The sequence below is a fragment of the Rhizobium sp. EC-SD404 genome (assembly GCF_902498825.1).
In the GTDB taxonomy this organism is placed as follows: domain Bacteria; phylum Pseudomonadota; class Alphaproteobacteria; order Rhizobiales; family Rhizobiaceae; genus Georhizobium.
Genome location: NZ_LR701459.1, coordinates 3,521,145 through 3,542,583, shown reverse-complemented (window position 1 = coordinate 3,542,583; position 21,439 = coordinate 3,521,145). Strand labels below are relative to the sequence as shown.

15 protein-coding genes and 1 tRNA gene are annotated in these 21,439 nt (G+C 62.2%); 8 read left to right on the top strand and 8 right to left on the bottom strand.

The window, feature by feature from the left end:
* Position 1 precedes the first annotated feature (1 nt).
* From GC125_RS17895 to GC125_RS17860, 8 genes are all read right to left on the bottom strand, one after another.
* Positions 2-2,173, bottom strand: coding sequence for a coiled-coil domain-containing protein (locus GC125_RS17895; protein WP_151986892.1), 2,172 nt, complete (start codon positions 2,171-2,173; stop codon positions 2-4).
* A complete protein-coding gene (locus GC125_RS17890; protein WP_151986891.1) occupies positions 2,173-4,686 on the bottom strand; it encodes a hypothetical protein in 2,514 nt (837 codons plus the stop codon). Before GC125_RS17890 ends, GC125_RS17895 begins: the two co-directional genes overlap by 1 nt.
* A 31-nt stretch (positions 4,687-4,717) precedes the next feature.
* The gene (locus GC125_RS17885; RefSeq protein WP_286165567.1) at positions 4,718-5,122 is read right to left on the bottom strand and encodes a very short patch repair endonuclease; all 405 of its coding nucleotides are present in this window, start codon (positions 5,120-5,122) and stop codon (positions 4,718-4,720) included.
* Positions 5,115-6,911, bottom strand: coding sequence for a DNA cytosine methyltransferase (locus tag GC125_RS17880; protein WP_502706073.1), 1,797 nt, complete (start codon positions 6,909-6,911; stop codon positions 5,115-5,117). Before GC125_RS17880 ends, GC125_RS17885 begins: the two co-directional genes overlap by 8 nt.
* A 586-nt stretch (positions 6,912-7,497) precedes the next feature.
* Positions 7,498-7,574 (bottom strand) — tRNA-Arg (locus tag GC125_RS17875).
* Positions 7,575-7,723: 149 nt separating this feature from the next.
* A complete protein-coding gene (locus tag GC125_RS17870; RefSeq protein ID WP_151988057.1) occupies positions 7,724-9,250 on the bottom strand; it encodes a sensor histidine kinase in 1,527 nt (508 codons plus the stop codon).
* A gap of 79 nt (positions 9,251-9,329) precedes the next feature.
* Positions 9,330-10,778, bottom strand: coding sequence for a dihydrolipoyl dehydrogenase family protein (locus GC125_RS17865; RefSeq protein WP_151986889.1), 1,449 nt, complete (start codon positions 10,776-10,778; stop codon positions 9,330-9,332).
* Positions 10,779-10,855: 77 nt separating this feature from the next.
* Positions 10,856-11,575, bottom strand: coding sequence for a VTT domain-containing protein (locus GC125_RS17860; protein WP_151988055.1), 720 nt, complete (start codon positions 11,573-11,575; stop codon positions 10,856-10,858).
* Between the two features lie 392 nt (positions 11,576-11,967).
* On the opposite strand from GC125_RS17860, the gene rpmH reads away from it, so the two are divergent.
* The 8 genes from rpmH to hrpB all read left to right on the top strand — a co-directional run bounded on the left by rpmH (position 11,968) and on the right by hrpB (position 21,394).
* On the top strand, positions 11,968-12,105 hold the full coding sequence (gene rpmH / locus GC125_RS17855) for a 50S ribosomal protein L34 (RefSeq protein WP_151986888.1): 138 nt from the start codon (positions 11,968-11,970) through the stop codon (positions 12,103-12,105).
* 38 nt (positions 12,106-12,143) lie between these two features.
* Positions 12,144-12,530, top strand: coding sequence for a ribonuclease P protein component (rnpA, locus tag GC125_RS17850; RefSeq protein ID WP_151986887.1), 387 nt, complete (start codon positions 12,144-12,146; stop codon positions 12,528-12,530).
* 82 nt (positions 12,531-12,612) lie between these two features.
* On the top strand, positions 12,613-14,424 hold the full coding sequence (yidC, locus tag GC125_RS17845; protein WP_151986886.1) for a membrane protein insertase YidC: 1,812 nt from the start codon (positions 12,613-12,615) through the stop codon (positions 14,422-14,424).
* 72 nt (positions 14,425-14,496) lie between these two features.
* On the top strand, positions 14,497-15,150 hold the full coding sequence (gene yihA / locus GC125_RS17840; RefSeq protein ID WP_151986885.1) for a ribosome biogenesis GTP-binding protein YihA/YsxC: 654 nt from the start codon (positions 14,497-14,499) through the stop codon (positions 15,148-15,150).
* A 124-nt stretch (positions 15,151-15,274) separates the two neighbouring features.
* Complete coding sequence (locus tag GC125_RS17835; RefSeq protein WP_502706072.1) at positions 15,275-16,501, top strand: ABC transporter substrate-binding protein; 1,227 nt, start codon at positions 15,275-15,277, stop codon at positions 16,499-16,501.
* Between the two features lie 83 nt (positions 16,502-16,584).
* The gene (locus GC125_RS17830) at positions 16,585-18,264 is read left to right on the top strand and encodes an ABC transporter permease (protein WP_151986883.1); all 1,680 of its coding nucleotides are present in this window, start codon (positions 16,585-16,587) and stop codon (positions 18,262-18,264) included.
* A 5-nt stretch (positions 18,265-18,269) separates the two neighbouring features.
* A complete protein-coding gene (locus GC125_RS17825) occupies positions 18,270-18,926 on the top strand; it encodes an ATP-binding cassette domain-containing protein (RefSeq protein ID WP_151986882.1) in 657 nt (218 codons plus the stop codon).
* 8 nt (positions 18,927-18,934) lie between these two features.
* Positions 18,935-21,394 carry an ATP-dependent helicase HrpB gene (hrpB, locus tag GC125_RS17820; RefSeq protein WP_151986881.1) on the top strand — a complete coding sequence of 820 codons (2,460 nt, stop codon included), beginning with the start codon at positions 18,935-18,937 and terminating at the stop codon, positions 21,392-21,394.
* Positions 21,395-21,439 lie beyond the last annotated feature (45 nt).

Genomic DNA, 21,439 nt, shown 5'->3' with positions numbered 1-21,439 from the left:
ACTATCTCCTTCCGTCCGTAAGCTTGATCAGCCATTTGTCCTGCGGTGGCGTCTGACCAGCGACCTGTAGAAGCCACGGAATGCTCGCCTGGATCGACAAGGCGATGTCGTCGGCATCGACGTCACCGGCCCAGGACGCTGCTTTCGCGACTTGCCCGATGGTCTGTCGCAAGCCGGGTGTGAGGCTCTCCATATCGATGCCGGCAAGGATCTCAGCGATTTTTGCAGCGCTTTCTCCTCGGGGATAAGTCCAACCCTTCAGATCACGCCGATCCTTGGTCGACAGCGGACGTGCGATGCCTGCTGCCTCGTGCTTTACAGTGCCGCGCAGTGCCGACAGTGACGCCTGACCATCCTCGCCGGTCACAGTCGCCGAGACGACCAGATTTGGGGGAAGGGCGCGATAAGAGCGTCGATCCTGGATGCCATCGATCCAGAAACCGAATGGTGCGAGATCCAGGTTGGCCAGGACGGCCGGAATGATCCGATCGGGATTCGCGATCGCCACCTCTACGGCCGATGCGAACGGCGTCTTTCTAACGGTCGATCCGGAGAAGAGGTCCTCGAACGAGACGAGGGTTGGATTACAGAACTGGACGAAGTAGTTGGGCCCACCGACCAGGTTCGAGAATGCTTCCGCGACCTCCATCGCCTCCGGTCCCACGAACAGGGGCAGCCTTCCGCAGACCGCGAATCCGAACATCGAAGCCAAGGCGGAAGGTCCGATCCCGATCTTCGCCGAGACCATGTCGATAGACGCTGTGCGAGCGACGGCAGTCTCGTCTACCGGACAGTCCAGACGAGCGTCCGACCGGATTTCACCGGAGATCTGGAGAGCGAGTGAGCGAATGAACTCGGTGTTCCGCAACAGGTCGGTGGGATCGAACGTAGCGACCTCACTGCGATCGGCGACAGACGTATCGATCGACCTCGCCAACGTCTCGACCAGTTCGGTATTCGTTCGTACGCGACCGATCATGGATCGGAATTCCGAAGAGGATATGTCGTACAGCCTGTTCAGAGCGCTTTCGATCTTTTCATCGAGGCTAGCTTCGAGTTCTCGCACGGCTAGAACTCGGTCTTCCAGGCGAACGGACGCCTCCTCGATCAGCTTACGTTTCGCAGCAAGGTCGTCTTCGACGGCTACGACTTCCGCCATCCGCTCGGCTGCAAGTTCATCGATCGTCGCTTGGACCTCGGCGACCCTTTTGTTCTTTTCGGTTTCAACGAGGTCGTCTATCTCTCTTGAGTAACGCGGGACTTTGCGGACGACCTCGGGAAAGAGGTCGATCAGACGGTCGCGTTTCGCCAGAGCGTCGAGAAGACGCTGAAGGTCGCGTTCGTCGTGACTTCCTGCAACCGACTCGATATACTTGAGGACGACGCCGCGCATTTCTTCGAGACTAGCGCTAGGCGCCTGCGCTCCCTCGAGCGCAGATTTTATCCGTTCGAAGAGTGCGGCCGTCGACGCGATGACCGTAGCATCGTCTCGTATATCCTCGACCGCGCGTCCCAGTATATTCGGCCTTTCGGCGAAGACGAGGGCTCGTTCCTTTTCAATCCTGGCCAGCGCGACGCCAAGTTCCATCTCGACCAGTTCGACGTTGGCTTCGTTGACCGATTTCGAGAGTACGATATGACCGTCGCGTACGGTGTAGTTCTCCCGAAGGAAGTACGTGTCGCCGCCTATCAAGATCGCGTCGGGGACGATGTCCGGTCCGCATCTGACGTGACCTCGCCTCAGGGACTCGAGCAACTCGCGACGCGACTGCGACGCCGGTCGCCAGACGACCCAGAGGCGGTGAGCGTCGTCGGCTCTGCGCCAGTCGTCGGCAATGCCCAGTTCCGTCTTCCAAGCGGGCGGCAAGAGCGAAGGCTCGCTGTCGTTCTCGAATGAGAAATACACGCTGTCGCTCTTCTTCGGTCCGACGAACGATGGAATCGGACTTCCAGCCAGTTTCGAAAGACCTGGTAGCGCCGACTTTTCGGAAAGCCCGGAAAGGGCCCAGAAAGAACCTTGTTCTGCAAGGATCATCTTGCTGGAGACGACGTTGAAGGGCTTCCGATCGGCGATGCTGAGAGCTGCGTTGTTGATCGGCTCGACCCAGATCTGTCCATCGGCCCTTCGAGATCTGATCCTCACGATGGGCGACTGCTTCGTGATCGCGGACATCAGCTTGAAGCCGTCCAGTATGAGTTCCTACGTGTGATTAGGCGACCATCTACGTAGACCGGTCGATGCCCACGGATTCTCGATGACGCGCGGGAGAGAGCCCATTCCGGCACGATATCTCCGGCCGGCTCTTCCACCAGGCGACAGAGAGTGTTGACGAGGTCGAGGCTTTGTCTGTCCGCGGGATACGCGTAGGAGAATCCATTCTTAGTCATGACGGGTCCGGCATTCCGGAGATGAACGTTTCCCAGCCATCTTCCCCAAGCGGCCGGAAGATAGTCTAGGCGCTCTCCTCGACGGACGATTCGCGAATCCATCGTTTCATAGGGCCTCGAAACGCCAAGATCCCGATAGCGGAGCAACGCCAAGGTGGGCGAATGGAATGTCTCGACAGAAGACGCCGTCCGGACCGCGTAGACGGGTGCTCTCTCGTCCTGCGAGTATTCGTGACGCTCCAGCCTGACCGGTTCACTCGACAGCCTTGCATCGAAATACCCGCTGCCAGGGTTCCATGTACTCGGTTCGTCTCGATCCTCGATCGACAACGGCGTGCTCCAGGCGGCCGCAGCAGTCCGGGAGACGTTCGGTAGTTCGATATCCTTGATCGCAATACATTCCCGCAGATGCTGGTCCTTGTGCGGCGCCACTTCGATAAGAATTTTGGGAAGCGACCAGTTTCCAACGCCGCCGACCTCCTTCGTGCGCAGCCCGCATTCCCTCGCGCACGTGGTCAGGCGCTGGTAGGTCCGCAATGGTGTCGGGCCGTCCAGCATGTGCCATCGGGTGCCTTCGATCGACACGGATCGGAGGCGTAGCGGCCTCAGAAAAAAGAGGCGTCCTGGATATCGTCTGTTCGAGGCCGGCTCGAACCATCCGGCGTCCACAAACGCTCGCGCGATGTCAAACGGAGAAGGCTCGACTTCGTCATCTCGGGCACGGTCGCAGAGATTGATGAAGTCGGACATCGTCATGCCGCGGCGCCCGCGTGTGTAGAGGGCCTCTCCGAGTGCGATCAGCCTTCGATGCGGATTATACGCCGCACCTAGCTCCCGAGCCGCCTCCGAAATGGCTGGGCAGGTATCTAGAAGGTCACCGTCTTCCGGAATCGCGACGTCTTCGGACAAATGCCTAATCTGATCGGACTGGTGCTCTTCCGCCAACTGGACCAGGTTCAACGAACGTCGAGTTTCGCCGAGTATGATCGAGACCTTCCCGGGCTCGACGGTCTCAGGCAGAAACGCCACGTTTCCGCGTGAATACATCTCGTGAATTTTGCCGTCTTGGAGCGCTGTCGGTTTCACGGCACCCGAGAATTCGAAGCTGGGAGCCATCGGCCACATGCCGAGGTAGGATCCGCCGACGCGGATCGCATTTCTCATCCGAAAGTTCGGTTCGGTGCTGCCTTCATGCCTCGGATCTTCGAGTTCGGTTTCTGCGAGCCACCAGCCTTCGGTGATCTGGTTCGATTCGATCGTCAGCTTCCGGCTCAGCTTCTCTTGCCGGCGATCGAATAGAGCGTAGCGAGACTGGCATGTCTCGGACGTCGCCCAACGACCGAAGCCGAGCGGAGCAAGGTACACGGCGCCCTTGTCCAACGCACTGGTCAGCCATTTCGCGAAATGGACGCGTCCCTCCATCGGTGAGGAGATGCGTTCTCTTGATTCATTTGAGTGGACCACGAAGAATTGTGTCTGACCGAAGTCATCGATGGTGAATTCCAAGTTGGCGATCGGTCGCTTCTCTCCAACGACGCGAACCCAAGCGCGGTCGAACGCCAGATCCTGGAGGTCGAGGCCGTTGATCGATACCGATCTTCGCCATTCATGAAACGCGTCCCGAAGGCCGTGTCCATACTGCGAACTACAGAAGTCGGTCATTTCCCTATTCGTTGAGAACGCCGACATCACGGCATGCCGCTCAAGCAGCGGCTCCTTCTGCGACCTGTCTTTCGCCGATTTCTTCTCAATACTATTGCGCAGCTTACGCAGCTTCGTCAGATGACGCCAGGTGGGGAACGGCAGGGCGACGGTTGCGCCAACGTAGCGAAACCCTCCTTCAGGAAGACGTAACTCAATGTCGAACTTTCTGGAAAGGTAGTCGGCGAGCAATTTCCAGAGTTTCGGCAACTCCGTCAGATCGGTGATCGCCTGCCCGAAATGGTTCTCGATCAACAATCTGATGTCGCGATCCCCCCGCTCTCGGTACCCTGTCGCCTGAATCCAGCATAGATAAACCAACAGCGGGACGAAGCGTGGCACACGCAGAGGTGTCTCACCTGGCTGGCTCGAAGGCTCGATATCATAAGGAGCTGGATGGATACCGGAGAGAATCTTCGCCACTTTTACTACGCTCGGCAATTGACGACGGAAAGCGGAAGAGATCGCGGTTCCGTCTTCGAGCCCAAAGCGTTCGGCGAGATCGGTGTCTGAAACCTCGATCCGCACGATGGGTCCACGACTTCCTGGACTAAGGAAGAAGCGATCTAGACACCAGCTTTCGAACTCGTTGAGCATCTACTATCCTCTAAAGCGATATGCTCCTACCTCAGGTTGATTCGTTCAATAGCTTTTCGAGCCCATCCTGACTTCTGGTTGCACATTCCCATACGACGACGACCTTCCAGCCATCCGCCTTCAGATGCTCGATCGCTTTCCGGTCGCGTTCGACGTTTCGTGCGAATTTCTCTTTCCAGAACTCGGTTCGTGTCTTGGGCGTCGAAGCGAGCCTGCAGCCGGGATGTCGATGCCAGAAGCATCCATGGACAAAGATCGCCAGCTTCCTCTTCCGGTTCACGATGTCGGGCCTTCCTGGAAGGTCCTTGGCCTGCAGTCGATAGCGCATGCCGAGAGCGGTGAGGGCACGTCGGACCGCTAGTTCAGGCGTCGTGTCCTTCCGCCGGACCCGACGCATTAGTTCGCTGCGAAAGGGATCGACAACCGGCTCAGCCAACGTTTCGGCGTCGATCTTCGAACGACTTTTGAGCCGTCGGGGACATGATCCGGATGCCGGTCACGGTCAGACAGGATGAATAGTCTTCGCCGCCGGCATGTCCGTCGAAGGCGAGGGTCATGGCGACCAGAGGACGGACCTCGAACGTCACATCGATTGTCTGGTCTTCGTCGTTGGACGACACCGATACCGGTGCACCAGCAATCGATCTCTTTCCGAACAGGTTGGCGATCAGAACCACGCGATTTCGGACATATCCGAACGGTAAGTCAATAAGGTAGCGCCCTCCGGCTTCGGACATCGCCGAAAGCAGCTTGGTGATCGCGATATCGAGAGGGTCGATCTTCTTCGTCGCGCTCTTGACGATGGGAACAGAAAACGATGTCCGGGCATCGGATTGGGAGAGAATGTCCGCGAACGAAGCGTTGTCGTCAGTATCATCCTGGAAAAGCCTTTCGAGGGGCTCGAGTGCGACGCTGTCGCGAGCCGTTCTCCGCTCCGAACGCGCGTAGCGCAATGGGATCGTCGCGTCGCGACGGTAGCCGTTCTTCAGAACGACCTCCCTTTCGATCTCGGGGCCCCACCCCTTCGGCCAGTAGGTGCCCCCGCCATATCCGTTCTTGCCGAGTTCGGATTCGGTCCTGCGTCCGGTGAACCGACGGACGGCTTTCGGGAACCGCCGGTTCTCGTTGATCGTGTCGATCGTCAGCCTCGGCGTTCTGCCCTCGGATCCCTCGACCAGATGCCGGACGATGGCCGCGAAGCCATATGGAGGGACGGCATTCCCGACCTGTCGGTACTGGGCGGTCCGGGGCCCCTGGAAGACAAAATCGTCCGGAAAGCCCTGGAGTCTTGCACCCTCCCGGACGCTGAGAGAGCCGTCGCGGAGCGGGTGCGTAAAGCAGCCGGAGGTGATGTTCGCGAAGCCGGCGGAGATCGTATAGGCCGGAGCCTCTTCGTGCAGGCGACCGTACAGGGTCGCGTAGTCCGTCATCCGGACCCTGTGGAAACGTTCGGGCAGAAGGTCCGCCGGAATGTCCTTCCAGCTACCGCCCTGCGGCACCGTGGCGATCCGTGAGACGTTCAACGGAGTAATCTGCGAACAGATGTGGTTCCGTAGCTTCCCCTTCTTGCCGCGCAACTCCGATTGGTAATCGTTGGCGGCCGGCGACAAATAGGTCAAGCATTCGCGAAGATCGTTGGTCGGAGCCCGGCCGTAGAGGTCCGAGAGCGCGTCCTTCACCGTCCTGTAGGGCGGAAGGCCGGAACTCTCGTCGTTCGAAAAGGTCGGGGCCGGGAACGTGATCGGATCGTCGGTCACGGTCGCGATCAGGATGAAGCGATTGCGCAGTTGGGGCAGTCCGTAGTCGGCGAAGCAGACGACGTCGGCAGCGACGTTGTAGCCGCGCGTCGAGAGGAAGTGGAAGAGTTCACGCACAATCGCGAGATTATTCCCGTAGACGATGCCGGGAACGTTCTCGAGCAGAATGTTCTTCGGCTTCATGTCCCGCTCAATGAATCCGTCAAGGAGTCGGGCGAAATGGACGAACAGCGCGTTGCGCGGATCACCCTCATGGAAGATTCCCATGGTGCTAACGGCTTGACAGGTCGGTCCGGCAAAGAACCAATCTATCGCGGTCAGCTTGGCGGTTTCGATAATGCTGGCGGCTGATACCTCGGCGACATTGCATGTCTCAACAATCGCCGTAGGGTGCCGGTTCGCAAATGTTGCCGTCGCATAGCGGTCGATGTCGAGCGCCCACTTGATCTGGAGACCAGGCATAACCATTAGGGCGCCGGCGGACATACCGCCGCAACCGGAATAAAGATCGATCGCCTGCATTTGTCCCTTAGTGGCTTTGAGCGTTCAATTGCACGTCTACTACAGGAGGGCCGATGTCGTATACGCAGAAAATCGCTTTCGTGTTCACGTAAATCTTCTACCTTGACGATACAGATCCTGTGTAGAGGCGACTGTCGATGCCGGTTCTTGTGCGAGGGCCCATACGCCTGCAACGTTGTCTACGAAAGGTCCGCTTTCCTGAGTTCGTGCTGGGAAGCAGACGGTCCGGTTTCGGCCCCGATGCTGAACACAACGCGGCACGGGTTCTCCAAATCGACCTACCCGCCATGGGCGTCACCAAATCGGTACGAGCTCAAAAGTGGCTTGATGAGCTAGCGCTTTAATACCAGGGGCGAGGGATCAAGCACGCCAGACTGACACCGCCGTCTTATCAACCTCCCGGTCGTTCGAAGAGTATTATGGAGACCTTGCGAGTTTCGAACACGGTGGCGACTCGGTGGCGACTCGTCGCTGTGTTCGCAGACAAACCACTCGCTACTTCCAGCTAAATTGTTGAATTTTCAGCAAAAAATGGCGCGCCCGAAAGGATTCGAACCTCTGACCCCCAGATTCGTAGTCTGGTGCTCTATCCAGCTGAGCTACGGGCGCGTTGGCGGTGGATCCGGTGGATCGACCGCGACGGCGCTTACCTAAAACGTAGCCGTGGGGAATGCAAGCGCGGTTCTGGAAAAAGTTGGCCAAGCGTTGCGCAGGTCTTCGGCTTCGACGGGCCCGTCAGCCGAGGGGGCGAGCGAGGATTAGGGAATTTGCTGGCGTTCCTGGTCGAGCCGGTGCTTCGGGCGGTTGCGGAAGGCGGCGATCGGCAGGGGTTGGTCGGGCAGCACGATGGCGAAAATCGTGCCGGGGCCGCTGCTTTCGACGAGCTTCAGGTCGCCGCCATGGGCGAGCACCAGCTCGCGCGCTATGGTCAGGCCGAGCCCGGTGCCGCCGGGCCGGGTCGACCCGCGAAACGCCTTGAAGAGATTGGCGCGTGCGCCTGCAGGCATGCCGGGGCCCGTGTCTTCGACCATGATGGTCACCACGCTGCCTTCGCGCTTTGCAGCGACGCGGATGCGCTTCACGAGCGCCGCATCGCCCTCCAGGCTTTTCAGCGCTTCGACCGAGTTGCGGGAAAGATTGTGGATGACGCGGAAGAGTTGCTCGCTGTCGGCCTCCACCTCGAGCCCGTCGGGCATGTCGATCACGAAATCGATCTCGAAGGAGGGATCGACCGCGGTGATGTCGCGCACGTCCTCGATCAGCCGCTTGAGATCCAGCCAGCGCCGTTTCGGCGTCGCTTCGCGCGCACGGCCATAGGCGAGCACCTCGTTCGAATAGGCAACGGCGCGGTCGATGGTGCGCAGAAGCTTCGGCGCGAAACGCTGCACGATCGGATCGTCGACGCCGGCGAGGCGGTCGGAGATGAGCTGAGCGGATGCGAGGATGTTGCGCATGTCGTGGTTGATCTTGGAGACGGCGAGGCCGAGATCGGCGAGGTTCTTCTGTTCCTTCAGCGTGTGCTGCAATTCTTCCTGCATGGAGGCGAGGTGGCGCTCGGCCTGGCCGAGTTCGTCGTCGCGCATGCTGGGGCGGATCACCCGAGCGCGCTCGTCGGGCGCTTCGGCAAAGGCCTGCATGTTGGCCGTCATGCGGCGGATCGGGCGGATCAGGAGCGCATTGATGGCCAGGAAGACCAGGCCGGCGGTGATGAGCGAGATGACGAGCGACAGGATGAGGACGTTGCGCGCGTAGAGAAGCATCGCCGTCTTCAGCGGGCGCTCCTCCATCACGATCTCGATCATGGTGCCCGGATCGCCGGCGACGGGTCCGAACACCCGGATGATCCGGTCGCTGCCATAGACCAGCGTTCCTATCGCGTCGCCGATCGCCGTCAGCGGCCCGACATCGGAGAGATCGTATTGCATGTCGACCGTCGGCGGCACTTCGGTGCTGGCGATCAGGCGCGACGAGCCGGCACGCCGGAGCGCGATGGCCTTGGTGCCGGTGCTCATCAGCGTGTCGGTCTGGACCGGCTGAGGGAGGTCCATCTCGTCGAAGCCTTCGACGACGATGCTGGCCGATGCAGCGGTCGCGAGCTTGTCGGACAGCCAGCGCAGCCGCATGTTCGATACGGAAGGGACGAAGATCAGCACTTCCGCGATCATCACGAACAGGATCGTCAGCAAGAGGAGTTTGCTGGAGAGCCCGCGGCCGAGCCGGATGCCATCATCCCCCCCGGCGGTGCGCGCCTCTTCCGTCGCTGCGACGCGTCCGCCGGGCGGCATGACGTCAGGGGGCGGGGTATCCGCTTCGCTCATATCCTATCCATATGCGCCGGTTCTCTGCGCCGCGTTGGCCGAACCATCAGCCGAAGCGACGCAGGAAGGCCAGGAGCTTGCGCACAAACGGCTTGCGCGTCATCGGTGCATAATAGGAGATCGCCGCGCGTTTTCCTATCTCGCTCATGGTCGGATAGGGCGCAATGAAACCGCGCAGGTCATTGAGTGTCATCTTCTTCGACAAAGCGAGCGCGTAGAGATTGATCATCTCGCCGGCGCCGTGGCCGACGATGCCGACGCCGAGGATAAGCCCGCGGCGACCGGCAACGATCTTGATCTCGCCGCCGGTGCGGCGCTCCGCTTCGGCGCGATCGTTCTGCGCATAGGGCCACCGTTGGATGGTGATGGTGTGCCCCGCCTTGCGCGCCTCGTCCTCGGTCAGGCCGATCTGGGCCAGTTCCGGGTCCGTGAAGGTTACGCGCGGGATCACCGAGCGGTTCTCCTTGGCCGGCACGCGGAAAAGGATCTGCTGAAGGACCAGGCCCGCATGGTAGTTGGCGACATGGGTAAATTGCAGGCCGCCCGCCACCGCGTCGCCGATCGCGAAGACCCGGCTGTTGCTAGTCTTGAGCCCGCTGCCGACCTTGATGCCGCGTTGATCAAATGTGATGCCGGCTTCCTTCAGGCCTAGATTGTCGACCTGAGCGGCGCGTCCCACCGCGACGAGCAGGTGACTTGCCGTGATTGTGCTCTCTTCGTCGTCGAGCCGATAGGCGATTGACACCGTCCCGTCACCGCCTTGGCTCGCCCGAAGAATCTCGATGTTTTCATGCACCGCGATGCCATCGGCTTCGAGACGGCGCACGACGATGCGGGCGAGTTCGGGATCTTCCTTGCCGAGCAGGGTACCCATTTCGAGAATGGTGACGGCGCAGCCCAGGCGGCGATGGGCCTGCGCCATTTCGACGCCGATCGGGCCACCGCCGATGACGATCAGATGCTCGGGCCGGGTCGTCAGCGAAAACAGCGTCTCATTGGTCAGATAATCGACGTCCGCGAGCCCGGGAATGTCCGGGACGCGTGGCTTGGAACCCGTCGCGAGCACGAAGCGCCGCGCGCGGATCGTCTGATCGCCGGCAACCACGGTGCGTGCATCTGTAAAGCGTGCTTCCGCCTGGATCACGCTGACGCCCAGAGCCCGAAAGCGCTCAACGGAATCATTCGGTGCGATCGCCCCGATCACCTCGTGAACATGGGCGTTGACCTTGGCGAAGTCGATCTCGGGCTCGCCGGCGAAAATGCCGAAATGCGGCGCCTCGCGGATGGCCTCGGCATGCTTGGCCGCCGCGATCAGCGCCTTCGAGGGGACGCAGCCGTAGTTCAGGCAGTCGCCACCCATCTTGCCCTTTTCAATGAGGACGACCGAAACCCCGAAGGATGCGGCCGCTGCAGCGACCGTCAGGCCGCCCGAGCCGCCCCCGATGACGCATATGTCGTGTTTCAGAACGGCGCTCTCTGCAGTCTTGGACGTCATCGTTGTTCCCTTATCCGGCTGCGCATCTCTAGATCATCCGGGGCTTTGCGCGAAGGGCCGGAAACGCGTGCGGGGGTTCAGGTCTTGGTGTGGCGGGTCAGGCGTTTGACGATCAGGGGGATGGCGGCGACGACCGCCAGGGCTGCGAAGGCCAGCGTGATCTGCGGCGTCACCAGATCGCCGAGAGAAAGCGTCTGTCCTGCTTCCCTCGCCGCGAGGAGTACGCTGTCCAGGCCGGAGCCGAGATAGGAATAGGCGAAGGTGCCCGGCAGAATGCCGATCAAAGTCGCCATCACGAAGATGCGGGTGCCGACACCGAAGAAGGCCGGGGCGATATTGACCAGGAAGAAGGGAAAGATCGGCGCGAGCCTCAAAATCAGCAGGTAGGAAAAGGCATCCTCGCGAAAGCCGTCCGCAAAGCGCGAGAGGCTGCCGCCTGCGCGATCGCGCAAGGCTGGCCCGAGCGTGCTGCGGGCGGCGAGGAACAGCAGCGTCGCGCCGGTCGTTGCAGCAACTGCCGTCAGTGCGCCGCCGATCAGCCAGCCGAAGAGAAAGCCTCCAAAGACCGTGAGGACCGATGCCGCCGGAAACGCGACGGCCACGGCAAGCGCGTAGACGCCGAGATAGATCGCTGCGGCAAAAATGAAATTCTGCTCGACGAAGCCCTGCAACTGGTCGCGATGATCGGCCAGAGCATTCAGCGACAGATAGTCCTGCAGCCCGAAGGCGTAGCCGAGCGCGAGACAGGCGACGATGGCCAACGCTGGCAGAAAGCGGCTGAGTGCCCGTCCGGTCATTCGCCGCTCCGATCCATGTCCTTCACGACTTTGAGCGTCCTGGCCTTCGGTGACGAAGACCGGAGCGGCTGCGGTCGAATAGGGGCTGTGCTGCTTCACGTGAGGCGATCCTTTAATGGGTAAGACCACCATCGGGCTACAGCCAAAAGTGAGGAGTGGCCAATGACATGCGCTCGCATTGCCAAACGTCTGCGTGATGGGGCCGTGTGCTGTCACTGAGGGAAAAGCCGGGCGACATTGACTTTCACGGGTCTTATTGCCTATAAGCCGGCCACATTCGTGCTCGGTCGGGCCGCTCCTCCGGGAGCTGAACGTGCCGCGAGACGGATGATCCATCGCAACGCTTCTGTTTCGACAGACAAGAAGGGCCGCACCCCGCGGTATCTAAATAAATGCCAAAGCGTACATTTCAGCCTTCCAAACTCGTGCGCAAGCGCCGTCATGGCTTTCGCGCACGCATGGCCACCGCAGGCGGCCGCAAGGTACTCGCAGCCCGTCGCGCACGCGGCCGCAAGCGTCTGTCGGCTTGATCGGCCTGTTGCCCGCTTTTGATTGAGAAGGCTGGCACATGCTGGACGACAAGCCGAAAGGAAATCCGCAACGGTTGAAACGCCGTGCCGATTTCGTCGCCATGAAGGGCGGGCAAAGACACAAGGGCCCGTTCTTCCTTCTCGAGACACGATCTCGGGGGGATGATGAGCCGCCGCGCGTGGGCTTCACACTGACGAAGCGCCAGGGCAACGCGGTTGAGCGCAACCGCATGAAGCGCCGTTTGCGCGAAGCAGTGAGGCTTTCCGGAGCCGCAGCCATGAAGCCTGGGATCGACTATGTTCTTGTCGGTCGCCGCGACATGCTCTCTGCGCCCTTTTGTCGCTTGACGGCGGCCATCAAAGAACGCATCGAAGGGCCGCGCTCCCAGAGCCGGCCGAAAACAGGTTCGGTCAAGGACAAGTAGGGTCCGCGCAAGCGCCGCTTCGACGGCGTAACGGCAGCGGCTCGAGCGAGCCGCGCCTACGGCGGAAATCCAGGAAAGCAGGATGCAAAACAACCGCAATTACTTCGTCGCGATAGCGCTTTCCGTGCTTGTGCTGATCGTTTGGCAGTTCTTCTACATCAACCCGCGCATCGAAGCAGAACGCGAGACCGCTGATCAGCAGCAGGAAGCCGTGACGCGCGATCCGAGCCCAGGTGTCGAAGGTGTACCCGCACCTGAACCGGGTTCGACGCCTGATGCGGCTCTGCCGGGCGGCACCGTTGGTACCGAAGTCACCGCGGTCAGCCGCGATGCGGCCATTGCGCAGAGTGAACGTGTCGCCATCGACACGCCGTCATTGACCGGCTCGATCAACCTGACCGGCGCGCGTTTCGACGATCTGCGCCTGAAGGGCTATCGCGAGACCGTCGACGACGACAGTCCGATCATCACGCTCCTGTCTCCGGCCGCGATCGAAACCGGCTACTTCGTGGAACTGGGCTATGTCGGCAGCGAAGCGGCTGGGCCGGTGCCGGGCGCCGATACCGTCTGGGAAGTCGAAGACGGCGCCGAGTTGACGCCGCAAACGCCTGTGACGCTGACCTTCGACAATGGGCAGGGCCTCGTCTTTACCCGCACGATCTCCGTCGACGACGACTTCATGTTCCAGGTCGACGACGCCGTGACCAATTCGAGCGGAGAAGCCGTATCGCTTGCCTCCTACGGACGTTCGACGCGCTTCTCCAAGCCGACCACGCCATCGATTTTCGTCCTGCACGAAGGCCTTCTCGGATATTTCGGTGAAGCCGGACTTCAGGAAGTCGACTATGCCGATGTCGAGGAAGACGGTGTCATCGCCGTCGACCAGGCCTCTGCCGGCTGGATGGGCATCACCGACAAATACTGGGCGACTGCGCTTGTCCCTGATCAGGCCACGCCTTTCGTCTCGCGTTTCGCCTATTTCGGCGAAGGCCGTGCCCGCTATCAGACGGATTTCCGGTCCGACGCTCTGACGATCCCGGCCGACGGCACGGTGGAAGTCGGCAACAAGGTGTTTGCCGGTGCCAAGCAGGTACCGATCATCGACGGCTACCAGGATCAGTTCCAGATCCCGAGCTTCGATCTGATGATCGACTGGGGCTGGTTCTATTTCATCACCAAGCCGCTGTTCTACGTTCTCGACTTCTTCTACCGCCTCCTCGGCAATTTCGGCGTCTCGATCCTGATCACCACTGTCCTGATCAAGCTCGTCTTCTTCCCGCTCGCCAACAAGAGCTACGTCTCCATGGCGAACATGAAGAAAGTTCAGCCGAAGATGGAGGAGATCAAGAAGAAGCACGGCGACGATCGCATGGCCATGCAACAGGCCATGATGGAGCTCTACAAGACCGAAAAGATCAATCCTATCGCCGGTTGCTGGCCGGTGCTGCTGCAGATCCCGGTCTTCTTCGCGCTCTACAAGGTCATCTACGTCACGATCGAAATGCGCCATGCGCCGTTCTTCGGCTGGATCCAGGATCTGTCGGCACCCGATCCGACGTCGTTGTTCAACCTGTTCGGCCTGCTGCCCTACGATGTCCCGGCGTTCCTGCTGGTCGGCGTATGGCCGCTGATCATGGGTGTCACCATGTTCCTGCAGATGCGCATGAACCCGACGCCGCCGGATCCGACGCAGCAGATGATCTTCAACTGGATGCCGGTCGTCTTCACCTTCATGCTCGCGACCTTCCCGGCCGGCCTCGTCATCTACTGGGCCTGGAACAACACGCTCTCGATCCTCCAGCAGGGCTTCATCATGAAGCGACAGGGCGTCCGGATCGAACTGTGGGACAATCTGCGCGGGCTCTTCCGCCGCAAGCCGAAGCCCGCCGAATAAATTTTCGATCATCGAGAACCCCGGAAATCCGGGGTTCTCCTTTTTCGACGCGGCGCGCGAAAGGAAAAACCTGTGACTGCCGAAAGCACGCTCGCCGATACCAATCTCTTCCTGAAGCCGTGGATCTTCATCCGCGGCGTGCCTTCCATGAAGTTCCTGCCGCCCGAGGGTCCGCCGGAAATCGCCTTCGCCGGTCGGTCCAATGTGGGCAAGTCGTCGCTGATCAACGCGCTCCTGATCCAGAAGGGCCTTGCGCGCACGTCCAACACGCCGGGTCGCACCCAGGAGCTCAACTATTTCGTCCCGGACGGCTATTCGGGCGCCGCAGACGACCTGCCACCGCTGGCACTGGTCGACATGCCGGGCTACGGCTATGCTCAGGCGCCGAAGGAACAGGTCGACCAGTGGACGAAGCTCGTCTTCGACTATCTCCGGGGCCGCGCGACGCTGAAACGCGTCTACGTGCTCATCGATGCGCGCCATGGCATCAAGCCGAACGACGAGGAAGTGCTGGATCTGCTCGACAAGGCGGCCGTTTCCTACCAGCTGGTCCTGACCAAGACCGACAAGATCAAGGCCGCTGGCGTGCCGCGGCTGATCTCCGAAACGCTCGCCAAGATCGCCAAGCACCCCGCAGCCTTTCCGGAAGTTTTGGCGACCTCCTCCGAAAAGAGCGGCGGCATCGAGGAGTTGCGGGCCGCCATGCTGCGCGCCGCACGGGATTAGGGCGCGAGCGCCCTTCGTCCGAACATATCCACACGAAGTCGTGTTGGGGCGTGTCGCGTCGTGCATTGACGCCGACTGCCCTCGCCTTAAGTTCGTCCGTCATCAAACCGGAAGGGACATGCTGATGGGGCTCACACGGATTCTCTTTGCCGCGGCGATCGGTCTATCGCTGTCTTCTTCCCTCCACGCCGCTGACATCGACCCGAAAAACTGGGATGCCGTGCTGGAAGAAGCCCGTGGCCAGACGGTTTATTTCAACGCCTGGGGCGGGTCCGAGAACATCAACGCCTATCTCGAATGGGTGTCCAGCGAGGCGAGCGCGCGCTTCGGCGTCGAAATCGTGCATGTGAAGCTGGACGACACGGCCAATGCCGTCGCCCGCGTCGTCGCCGAGCGCACCGCCGGTCGCGATGAAGGCGGTTCGGTCGACCTCATCTGGATCAATGGCGAGAACTTCGTCGCGATGAAGGAGCAGGATCTGCTTCTCTCGCCGGGCTGGGCGCAGGATTTGCCGAATTGGCAATATGTGGATTTCGAGAACCAGCCCTCGATCCTGACGGATTTCACCGTGCCGACGGAGGGCCTGCAGAGCCCATGGGGCGGCGCCAAGCTCGTCTTCTTTTATGACGAAGCCCGCACCGATGCGGCCGATCTTCCGCAGGATGCCGACGGACTTCTCGCCTGGGCGAAGGAAAATCCCGGCCGCTTCTCCTATCCTGCCCCGCCTGATTTCATCGGTTCGTCCTTCCTCAAGCAGGTGCTGAGCGAAGTGATCGACGATCGCCAAAAGCTGCAACAGCCGGTCGATCCCGAAACCTTCGAGGCGGACGTCGCACCGCTCTTTGCCTATCTCGACGAACTTCACAGCGTTGCCTGGCGCTCGGCTGCAGCCTTTCCGCAGAACTATCCGGACATGAAGCAGAAGCTGGCTGACGGCGAGCTGGACATCATCTTTGCGTTCAATCCGGCCGAAGCGTCGGCGGGGATTGCCGCCGGTGAATTGCCGGATACGGTGCGCTCCTTCACCTTCCCGGGAGGCACGCTCGGCAACACGCATTTCGTCGCCGTGCCGTACAATTCGTCCGCTGCCGCCGGTGCGCTTGTCGTCGCGGATTTCCTGATCTCGCCCGAGGCGCAGCTGCGCAAGCAGGATCCGGCCTATTGGGGCGATCCGACCGTGCTTTCCATGGCCAAGCTGGACGACGCCGATCGCGCAGCCTTCGATGGACTCGAACTCGGTGTTGCGACGCTTGCCCCGGACGAACTCGGACCGATCATCGACGAGCCCCACGCATCCTGGATGGAGCGGATCGAAGATGAGTGGCGCCGCCGTTATATCGCCGGCAATTGAGTGACAGAAACGCGCCTCGCCAGATTGCAAGGGCCCGCCCGGCCTGACGAGCGCGTGTTTCACGATTTGGCGGTCGGTCGGCGATGACCCTCGCTCGTTTCGCTCCTCCGCTGACGATCGGCATCCTGATCCTGCCGCTCGTCTTCGGCCTCGTTGGCACGGTCCTGCCGGCTTTCGGCTATCTGCCGGCACTCGGCGGAACGAGCATTACGACATCCCATTTCGCCGAACTCTTCGCCATGCCGGCGATCTGGCGCTCTGCATGGCTCAGCCTGTTCGTCGGTCTGGCGACGACGGCGGTCTCGCTCGGGATCGTCATGCTGTTCGTGGCGGGCTGGTCTCAGACGCGAATGTTCCAGCGCGTCCAGCATCTGCTATCGCCGCTGTTGGCGATCCCCCATGCGGCCGCCGCGTTCGGGCTCGCTTTCCTCATCGCGCCGTCCGGATATCTGATCCGGCTCGCAGCACCCGTCTTCGGGATCGAGCGGCCGCCCGATCTTTTGATCATCAACGACCCGCTCGGCCTTTCGATGATGGCCGGCCTGATCGTCAAAGAGATCCCGTTCCTCTTTCTGGTGACGCTCGCGGCCCTGCCACAGCTGCCGCACCGCCAGACGATGCAGCTGACATCGGCGATGGGCTATGGCCGGGTCGCCGGCTTCACCTATGCACTTGCGCCGCGCGTCTACCGGCAGATCCGTTTCGCCGTCTATGCGGTGATCGCCTATGCGACCTCGGTCGTGGATGTAGCGATCATCCTCGGTCCCAATCTGCCGCCCACGTTGCCGGTGTGGCTGCTGCGCTGGATGAACGATCCGGATCTCTCGGTGCGGTTCCTGGCATCTGCCGGAGCAGTCCTGCAATTGTCGGTCACCGTCGCGGCGCTTGCGCTGTGGTGGCTCTTCGAGCGGTGCGTCGCGTTTGCGATCACGACAGCCTGTGAGGGCGGCATTCGTTTTCGCCGCGACAGGGCCTTGAGGATTCTATCGCTGATGGCCACCGCGATTGCGGGGCTGATCGTCTTCGCCGGCGTGGTGCTGCTCGGCCTGTGGTCCGTCTCGGCCTTTTGGCAGTTTCCGGACCTCTGGCCGCAGGCACTGTCGCTCTCCACATGGCGAAGCGCATTGCCGCGCATTCTCGATCCGCTGGCGACGACGCTGCTCGCCGGGCTCGCTTCGACGCTGATCGCGCTTCTGCTCACGATCGGGTGTCTCGAGCGTGAGATCGAGACCGGCAAGACGGCTGGCAGCCGGGCGCTTCTGGCAATCTACATGCCGCTGATGGTGCCCCAGATCGCTTTCGTCTTCGGCCTGCAGGTGCTGTTCGTTGCGAGCGGCACCGACCAGCGCTTCGCCGCACTCGTTTTCGTACACCTGATCTTCGTGCTCCCTTACGTGTTCCTGTCGCTGTCCGATCCCTGGCGCGCGCTCGACCGCCGTTATGACCGTGTCGCGGCGGGCCTGGGACGATCGCGGCTCGTGACCCTCTTCAGCATTCGCCTGCCGATGCTGGCGCGTGCCATTGCGACGGCTGCGGCGGTCGGCTTTGCCGTTTCCGTCGGTCAGTACCTGCCGACGGTGCTGATCGGTGAGGGGCGGCTGACGACGATCACCACCGAAGCGGTGGCGCTTGCATCCGGTGGCAATCGGCGGGTCATCGGCGTCTATGCCTTTCTGCAGACGCTTCTCCCGTTTCTCGCCTTCGCGATTGCCTCGCTCGTGCCTGCGCTGCTATTTCGCGGTCGTCGATCCATGCGCGTCTGAGCGAAATGACACAGCCTGAAAGAGCGGGACTTAGTCTCCGCGACATCGCGATCCGTCTCGACGGCCGCCTGCTGATCGCACTCGACGCCCATGTGGCGCCGGGCGAGACGCTGACCGTGATGGGCCCGTCCGGCTCCGGCAAATCGACGCTGCTCGCTTATATCGGCGGATTTCTCGATCCGATTTTCCAGGCCGAGGGGCAGGTGCGCGTCGATGGCGTCGACCTGACGGCCCTGCCGGCCGACGCGCGCCATGCCGGCATCCTGTTTCAGGATCCGCTCCTCTTTCCGCATATGTCGGTTGCTTCCAACATCGCCTTTGCCCTTCCGTCGGACGTGAAGGGACGGGCAAACCGCCGCGCGATCGCCGAGAAGGCGCTGGCGGACGTGGATCTCGCCGGCTTCGGTCCGCGCGATCCCGATACGCTCTCGGGCGGGCAGAAAGCGCGTGTGGCCCTGCAGCGCGTGCTCCTGTCACGCCCCCGCCTGCTTTTGCTGGACGAGCCTTTCGCCAAGCTCGACATGAGCCTGCGGGCGCAGACGCGACGGTTGGTCTTCGATCAGGCGCGGGCGGCGAAACTGCCTGTCATCCTTGTCACGCACGATACGGCCGATGCTGAGGCCGCCGGCGGTGCGGTCTTCGAGATGAACGGCGCGCCATGAGCCGGGAAATGTTTGAAGCTGCGGCGCGGGCTCTGCCGGTCGGCGCCGTTCTCGATGACCTTGCCGCTGCGTTGGATGCGCAAGGCGCGGCCGTGCTGGCCGCTCCTCCCGGTGCCGGCAAGACCACGCTCGTCCCGCTCAAGCTGCTCGACGCACCCTGGCGCGGTGACGGCCGGATCATCCTCCTGGAACCGCGCCGGCTGGCTGCCCGCGCCGCCGCGCGCCGTATGGCCGATCTTCTCGGTGAAGAGGTCGGCGATACGGTCGGCTACCGCATGCGGCTCGACACGAGGATATCGAAGCGAACGCGCATCGAGGTCGTGACCGAAGGCGTCTTCGTGCGGATGATCCTGGATGATCCCGAGCTCTCCGGCATCGCGGCGGTCATCTTCGACGAATTCCATGAGCGCGCGCTCGATGCCGATTTCGCCCTCGCCCTCGTTCTGGATGTGCGCGCGGCGCTGCGTGCCGATCTTCGTCTGCTCGTCATGTCGGCGACGCTCGACACCGCCCGCGTCTCAGCCTTGATCGAGGCGCCTGTTATCGAAAGCGCGGGCCGGGCCTTTCCGGTCGAGATGCGTTACCGCGAACGCAGGGCAGGTGACCGCATCGAGGATGCCATGGCCGAAGCGATCCGTTCGGCGCTCGCCGAAGAGACGGGATCGATCCTGGCGTTCCTGCCCGGCCAGGCCGAAATCCGCCGCACGGCCGAGCGGCTCGAAGGCCGCCTGTCTCCAGGCACGGTGTTGGCACCGTTGTTCGGCATGATGGACGGCGCAGCGCAGGATCGTGCGATACGGCCGGCGGCGCCGGGATCGCGCAAGATCGTGCTCGCGACCTCGATCGCGGAAACGTCGCTGACGATCGACGGCGTACGCGTCGTCATCGACAGCGGCCTGCAGCGTCTGCCGCATTTCGAACCGGCAACGGGGATCACGCGGCTGGAGACGGTGCGGGTGTCGCGTGCGTCCGCCGATCAGCGCGCTGGACGCGCCGGACGTACCGAGCCCGGCGTCGCGATCAGGCTTTGGCGCGCCGAGCAGACCGCGGCACTGCCGGCCTTCACGCCGCCGGAAATACTGTCGAGCGATCTTTCCGGATTGATCCTCGACAGCGCTGCGTGGGGCGTGCCCGATCCGACGGTGCTTGCCTTCATCGATCCACCGCCGGCGCCTGCTCTCAAGGAAGCGCGGGCTTTGCTGGTCGAACTCGGCGCCCTCGATCCCGCTGGCGGACTGACCGCTATAGGACGCGCGATCCGCGGGCTCGGGCTTCCCGCCCGCCTCGCGGCAATGGTTGCGTCGGCGCCGCGTGCAAGCCGCCCCGATGCGGCGGACATCGCCGTGCTTTTGACGGAGCAAGGACTGGGCGGACCGTCCATCGATGTGGCCGAACGGCTTCGTCGTTGGCGCAGCGAAAAGGGTGACCGGGCATCCGCAGCGCGCGAGCTGTCCCGCCGTATCGTCAAAAACCTGGACGATGCTGGCGAGGCCGTGCAGAAGCTGTCGATTGGGGGACTTCTGGCGCTTGCCTATCCCGATCGCGTTGCCCGCAACCGCGGCGGCAGGGGCCGCTATCTCATGGCCAATGGCCGCGGCGCCGAACTCGATCCGCACGATCCGCTTGCCGGTGAGGAATGGCTGGTGATTGCCGATCTCACCGGCCGCGCCGGTGCCCAGCGCATCCAGGCCGCGGCCGCTATCGATCCGGGTGAAGTGGAGACACTTGTCGAAACGCGCGGCGTCGACGGCGACGAATGCATGTTCGATACCGAAAGCCGATCGGTGCGCGCCCGCCATGTCCGCCGCCTGGGCGCCATCGTCCTGGAAGAGCGCGCGATACCGGTGCCGACTGATGAGCGGACGACGGAAGCGCTGGCCGACGGCGTGCGCCGGCTCGGCGTCGACGCGCTGCCTTGGAGCGACAATGGCCGGCAATTGCGCGCGCGTCTCGGCTTCCTCAACCGATCGATCGGGGACCCTTGGCCTGCGATGGACGACGATGGACTTGTAACCAAGCTGGCCGTTTGGTTCACGCCGTACCAGTCGGGCGTGCGCGCCTTCGATCGGATCGCACCGGGAAGCCTGACCGAAGGCCTGATGGCCCTCGCACCCTATGATCTGCACCGCATACTCGAGGCAGAGGCGCCGACCCATTTCGTCGTGCCGACCGGCTCGCGCATCCCGATCCGCTACGATGGCGACGTGCCGGTGCTGGCGGTGCGGGTGCAGGAGCTCTTCGGCCTCGCGTCCCATCCGACGATCGCGAAGGGGCGCCTGCCGCTGCTGCTGGAGCTGTTGTCGCCGGCCCATCGGCCGATCCAGACGACCCGCGATCTACCGGGCTTCTGGGCCGGCTCATGGGCCGATGTGCGTGCCGATATGCGCGGACGCTACCCCAAGCACCCATGGCCGGAAGATCCGGCGCGGGCCGAACCGACGCGCAGGGCAAAACCGCGCGGTTCGTGAGCTTCGCTGGACTCCGCCCGCCGCCTTTGCCATGTCAGAGCGACA